Annotated in this window: 6 protein-coding genes; all 6 read right to left on the bottom strand. The window is 31.3% G+C overall.

All coding sequences use genetic code 11. The features are described from left to right. Positions 1–361, bottom strand: a 361-nt coding sequence (rpsB, locus tag RQ893_RS07320; protein ID WP_311482393.1) for a 30S ribosomal protein S2, incomplete at its 3' end; no start/stop codon positions are given. A 130-nt stretch (positions 362–491) separates the two neighbouring features. Beyond that, the gene (ftsY, locus tag RQ893_RS07315; protein WP_311482392.1) at positions 492–1,916 is read right to left on the bottom strand and encodes a signal recognition particle-docking protein FtsY; all 1,425 of its coding nucleotides are present in this window, start codon (positions 1,914–1,916) and stop codon (positions 492–494) included. A 9-nt stretch (positions 1,917–1,925) separates the two neighbouring features. Next, the gene (priA, locus tag RQ893_RS07310) at positions 1,926–4,292 is read right to left on the bottom strand and encodes a primosomal protein N' (RefSeq protein WP_311482391.1); all 2,367 of its coding nucleotides are present in this window, start codon (positions 4,290–4,292) and stop codon (positions 1,926–1,928) included. Between the two features lie 4 nt (positions 4,293–4,296). Continuing rightward, entirely contained in the window at positions 4,297–5,469 is a 1,173-nt protein-coding gene (gene coaBC, locus RQ893_RS07305; RefSeq protein ID WP_311482390.1) for a bifunctional phosphopantothenoylcysteine decarboxylase/phosphopantothenate--cysteine ligase CoaBC, read from the bottom strand. 1 nt (position 5,470) lies between these two features. Continuing rightward, positions 5,471–5,659: a DNA-directed RNA polymerase subunit omega gene (gene rpoZ / locus RQ893_RS07300; protein ID WP_311482389.1), complete on the bottom strand. Its 189-nt coding sequence runs from the start codon at positions 5,657–5,659 to the stop codon at positions 5,471–5,473. Then, on the bottom strand, positions 5,659–6,258 hold the full coding sequence (gene gmk, locus RQ893_RS07295) for a guanylate kinase (RefSeq protein WP_209771996.1): 600 nt from the start codon (positions 6,256–6,258) through the stop codon (positions 5,659–5,661). Before gmk ends, rpoZ begins: the two co-directional genes overlap by 1 nt. Positions 6,259–6,275 lie beyond the last annotated feature (17 nt).

Here is a 6,275-nt window from a genome sequence, read left to right as displayed (position 1 = left end):
CCATTCTTTCATATCTTTGAAGTTTTTCTACGCTTTTTCTAATTGTTTTAAAGTTTGTAAGCATACCACCCAACCATCTGTGAGATACATAGTATTGACCAGATCTCTTAGCTTCTGATTGAATTGAGTCTTGTGCTTGTTTTTTTGTACCTACGAATAGAACTCTACCACCATCAGCAACGATGTCTCTCATTACCTTATAAGCTTCCTCAATTTGGTTAGCTGTTTTTTGTAGGTCTACAATGTAGATACCATTTCTTTCTGTGAAGATGAATCTAGACATTTTAGGATTCCATCTTCTAGTTTGGTGTCCAAAGTGTACACCGGCTTCTAATAATTTTTTCATTGAAACTACTGCCATAATTACCTCCGTTTTTTCTTCCACTCATCTCAACTGAATATCAAACCACAATTGGCAACGTAATATCCATCCATGAGTGTGATTGTTGTAGTACCTGTATAATATACCACTTAAAACCTATATTTCAACATCAAAACATAGCATCTACAAAAGATTTTGAATCAAATTTCTGTAAATGATCAATTCCTTCTCCAACACCAATATATTTGACTGGTACTTCTACTTCAACTTGTAGTGGAAAAATCACTCCACCCTTGGCAGTACCATCTAGTTTTGTAAGAATTAGTCCGGTAATATCAGTCACATTTTTAAATTCTCTTAGCTGATTTACAGCATTTTGGCCAGTCGTAGCATCAAGAACCAATAGGTTTTCCCTATTTGCATTTATAGCATGAGTATCTATAGTTCTATTAATTTTATCAAGCTCTTGCATTAAATTCTTTTTATTATGAAGTCTTCCTGCTGTATCGCAGATAAGAATATCTATATTTTTGCTACGTGCGGACTTAATAGCGTCAAATATTACTGCCGAAGGATCTGCGCCTTCCTTATGTGAAATAAGCTCTACCTTTGCCCTATTTGCCCATTCTTGTAATTGTTCTATAGCTGCCGCCCTAAAAGTATCTGCTGCAGCAACCATAACACTCTTGCCTTCATTCTTGAAATTATTGGCAAGTTTTCCTATTGTTGTTGTCTTTCCTACTCCATTTACTCCAATAACAAGTATTACAGTAAGTTTTCCTTTTTCAAATTTAATCTCATTTTCAAGGTTTTTCTCGTCAAGTTTATTAACCATTATTTCTTTTAGAACTGGGTAAATTTTATCTGACTCTTTTATTGACCTTTTTCTAATTTCGTTTCTAAGCTCATCGACAATATCTATTGTTGATGTCATTCCAATATCAGCAGAAATTAAAATTTCTTCCAATTCATCATATAATTCATCATCTATTTTTACATTTCTAGTAAATAAATTTGTCAGGCTTGATGTAAAGTTATCCCTAGTTTTTGCAAGTCCTTTTTTTAACTTATCAAATATTGATTCTTTCTCTTCTGATATTACTTCAACATCTAAATTTTGATTTTGATCTTCTGGACTTTCTTCTGTTAAAAAATCTTCCTTGATTTTTTCAGAAATTTCTTCTATTTCCTGTTCTTGTTTTGCTTCAGTCTTTTTAGATTCTTTTTCTTCAGTTTTTAGAGTTTTTTTTTCCGTATTATCACTTTTTGTTAAGTCTATAAATCTCCCAGATTTGATTTTGCTAGATTTTTCTTCTTCTGAAATTTTTTCAGAAACTTCTTTAGCCTTGTCCTCTAATTTTTCTATTTCTGATTCTATTTCTACCTTTAATTCTTCTACCTTTTCTTCAGCCTTATCAATTAAATCGTTATTTTTGTTAGCTTCGTTAAACTTATTATATTCTTCGTTAGTTATATCGTCGTTATTTGAGTCACTGTTATCATTATCAGTAAATTCTTGTCCAGTTTCTTTAATAACTTCATTGTTTTCTAGTTCTTCAACTTTTTTCTTTTTTCTTTTAAAAAAATTAAACATCTTGACTCCTTAATTAATATTTACAGGATTAATAGCAACGATGAATGAAGTATCCTTGTATTTATTGATGAATTTATCTTTAATCCTGCTTATAGCATCTCGACATAAACTAAGGTCTTTATCACTAACCTTTACAAGGATATTATACCTGTATTTATTATTTATTCTTGATATTTTGCACGGATTTGGTCCAATTATTTCAACATCAAAAATATTTTTTAATGCATTTCTTAAATCATTTGTAAATTCTTTAGAAATATCAATTGTCATTATCCTATCGACATTTAATATCTTGATTGTAATAATATTTTTGTATGGAGGATATGCAAAAGCCTTCCTAATTTTAAGTTCATTTTCAAAAAAACTTTGGTAATCATTAGCTTTTACAGCTTGGATCACAAAATTATCTGGTTTATATGTTTGTATAATAGCTCTACCTGGTTTATCAGCTCGACCAGCCCTACCTACTACTTGAGTTAATAATTGGAAGCTAGTTTCTTGAGCAGAGAAATCGCCAACATTTAATGATAAGTCAGCAGAAATTATTCCAACTAGAGTTACATTTTCAAAATCAAGACCCTTTGCAATCATTTGTGTACCTATAAGAATGTCAATCTTTCCTTCCTTCATAGCCTTATACATATAGTCATACCTTGACTTATTTGTTGCAACCATGGAATCCATTCTTAGAATATTTGCACCTGGAAAAAGACCTCTTACTTCTTCTTCAAGCTTTTCAGTGCCTGCTCCAAATTCCTTGATTTTTTTTGAATGACAATTTGGACATACTCTTACTTGATTTTTAGTCCTACCACAGTAATGGCAAACAAGTTTGTCAACATTTTTATGATAAGTCATAGCAACATCACAGGCTTCGCATTTAACAACATAACCACAGGCTCTGCAAAAAGTAAAAGAATCGTGACCTATTTTATTCAAAAATAAAATTGTTTGCTCATTATTTGCCAAATTACTACGAATTTCTTCCTGTAATTTGTATGAAAGCATGGAATAATTAGAGTTTTTGAGTTCTTCTCTCATATCGACCAAAAGAATTTCGGGCAATATCTTATTTACTCTAGTTCTTAATTGTAATAAATTAAGCCTTCCTTCGAAAACTTCATTCATTGTGTCTATTGAAGGTGTAGCTGATGCCATTATCAAATTACAGTGATTGTAATCTGCTCTAAACTTTGCAATTTCTTTTGTGTGATATTTAGGGTCTTTAGATGAAATATAAGAATTATCATGTTCTTCATCTATAATAATAGCTCCTAGATTTTCAAAAGGTGCAAAAATAGCAGATCTAGCCCCTATAGCAATTTTAACTTCACCATTTTTAATCATCATCCATTGGTTAAATCTTTCTTTTGGAGTAAGCCTAGAATGCATAATGGCAATTTTTTCTTTAAATCTTCCAGAAAATCTTTCGATAGTTTGTGGTGTCAGAGATATCTCTGGTACTAAAATAATTGCCTCTTTACCTTCCTTGATAAACTCTTCTACTACTTGTAAAAAAATTTCAGTCTTGCCTGACCCAGTGACACCAAATAATAAAAATTGACCGTCCGGCTGGCCAAGAATCTTTTTATAAGCATTTTCTTGATCGGTATTCAAGAGATGCTTATCGTATTTTTTCGCATCTAGTTCAATTTCCTTATTAGCTTCTTTTAGAATTTCCTCAACCACATTTTTTTCAACAAGAGATTTTAATGATGATAAGGATGAAGATGTATTTTTAAGTAAATCACTCTGTTTTGTAATCCCATTATCTTTAAGATAGTCAATAATTTGTTGCTGTTTTTTTGCGTTTTTCGCAAGTGTTGCATCAAAATCTTTTAATTTTACAAAAGTATCATATGATATTTTGATTTTATCACTCGCCTCATATAAAACTTTTATTTCTTCATTTTCTATTAATTCTTTTAATCTATTCAAGGAATTAGGAAATCTTTCTAAGATTTCTTCCTTGCTTCTCTCAATTTGCAAATAGTTTATTAGCTTATCTTCACCTTCTGACTTAGCTAAGTAGAAAGTCTTTATTTTGTCTATATTTGTAGGTGGTAATACCTGTTTGAGAGAAAGCTGAATTGGAGAAAGATATTGCTTTGTCATAAAAAATGCTAGATCTAAAAGCTCATCAATAACTAACTTACTATCATCAATTATTGAAATTATATCTTTAAGTTCATAGTCAGCTTGAAAATTTTCTACAATTTCATAAACAAAAGCAACGACAGTCTTATTTCCTCTTCCAAAAGGAACTAAGACCCTCATTGCTCTTTGTAATTTATTATTCAATTTTTCTGGAATATGATAAGTAAAAGCCCTGTTTAAGAATCTACTTTTACTATCAATAATTACTTTTGCGTACAAATTATCACCTTAATAGGTCTAATATTTTATTGGCAAGCTGGCTTTTTGGCATTATATCGAGGCTCATTATTTCATCCTTAGAAATTATAGAAGCTACATTAGTATCAACATCAAAACCTGCTCCCCATTTTGTTAAGTCATTTGCAATAATATAATCTAAATTTTTCTTATCAAGTTTACTCTTAGCGTTTGCAATCAAATCATCAGTTTCTGCAGCAAAACCTATAATAGTTTGACCTTTTTTTATTGAGCCAAAATATTTTATTATATCAATGTTTTCTATTAATTCTAAATTTAAATTTGATCCGTCCTTTTTAATTTTCCTATCGCTAGGATTTAAAACTTTATAGTCAACAGGTGCTGCGGACATTATTAAAGCATTTGCTTGATCAAATTCTCTTGCGATAGCGTCTTTCATTTCGGAATTGGTTTTAATTTCTATTCTCTTTATGCTGTTTATCTTGATTGGATTTACTGGACCTGATATTAAAGTTACATCAGCTCCACGTTTACGGGCTTCATTGGCTATATTATAACCCATCTTACCGCTTGAATTATTTGTTATGTATCTTACAAAGTCAATAGGTTCAACTGTTGGACCAGCAGTAACAATTATTTTCTTACCTTTTAGATCTTTTTCAGTAAAATAATCATCTAAATAATCTACTATTTCTTCTGGTTCTTCAAGTCGCCCATCGCCTATTGTATTGCAAGCTAAAAGACCTGGCTCTGGTTTTATAATTCTGACTCCATCTTCTTTTAAAATATGAAGATTTCTTTGAGTTGCTTTTGCCTTGAGCATATTGGTATTCATAGCTGGTGCTATAACCACATCCTTCTCACAGGCCAGATAGGTTGATAAGAGAAAATTATCCGCTATTCCATGTGACATCTTAGCAATTGTGTTAGCACTAGCAGGTGCTATAAGCATCAAATCTGCCCACTTGGCGAGTTCTATATGATGAACTTCTTCGTGATGACCAGTAAATAAATCTGTATAAACTTTACACCTACCCATAGTTTCAAAACTTAGTGGCTTAACAAATTCTACTGCAGATTCAGTCATAATTATTTTGAGATTTACGTCTCTTTTTTTTAGTCTTGAACACAAATCTAGAACCTTGTAAGCTGCTATTCCACCACTTACACCTAGTAAAATATTTTTATTTTTTAACATATTATTGTTTTTTTATTACCTTGCCTTCGATAATCTCATTTAAGGCTTGAGTGACTGGTTTAGCCTCCACACGTTTAGTCAGAGGTGCAGAGCCATTTACGATTCTTCTTGCTCTTTTTGCACACATCATGCAAATTTCATACCTACTTGGACTTACTTCAGACAATGTTTTAAATGATGGATTTTTCATTAATCCTCCTCAAATACTAAATTTTCTTCCCTAAATACCTTGTGTTTTTCTGCGTTAATTATTTCATTAACAGATGTTATGGCTGAATTTAGGTGGTCATTAACAACTATATAATCGTAATCTTTAATATACTGTAGTTCTTTTTTAGCATTATTCATCCTGATTTTTATATCTTCATCAGTTTCTGTACCTCGACCTACAATTCTTTTCTTTAATTCCTTTAGGCTAGGTGGGGCTAAAAAAATAAAGACTCCATTATCAGTATTTTTCTTGATATTTAGAGCTCCTTGTACATCTATTTCTAATATTACGATTTTGCCTTCGTTTATCTTTTTTTCTACAAATTCTTTGGGTGTTCCATAATAATTATTATGGACTTGAGCATATTCAAGGAATTTATCTTCAGCGATCATCTTTTCAAACTGATCGTGGTCTAAATAAAAATAACTAACTCCTTCTATTTCTCCGTCCCTCTTTTTTCTAGTTGTGGCGGATACAGAATATACTAAGTTTGTTTGGGTGTTCATCAAGTCATGAAGAACAGTACCTTTACCGACCCCAGACGGTCCTGATATTACTAATAAAAATCCCTTTTTCATCACTCCCCCTTATCTTA

This window comes from uncultured Anaerococcus sp. (genome assembly GCF_963510915.1).
Classification (GTDB): domain Bacteria; phylum Bacillota; class Clostridia; order Tissierellales; family Peptoniphilaceae; genus Anaerococcus.
This window is presented reverse-complemented; position numbering and strand designations above follow the sequence as displayed.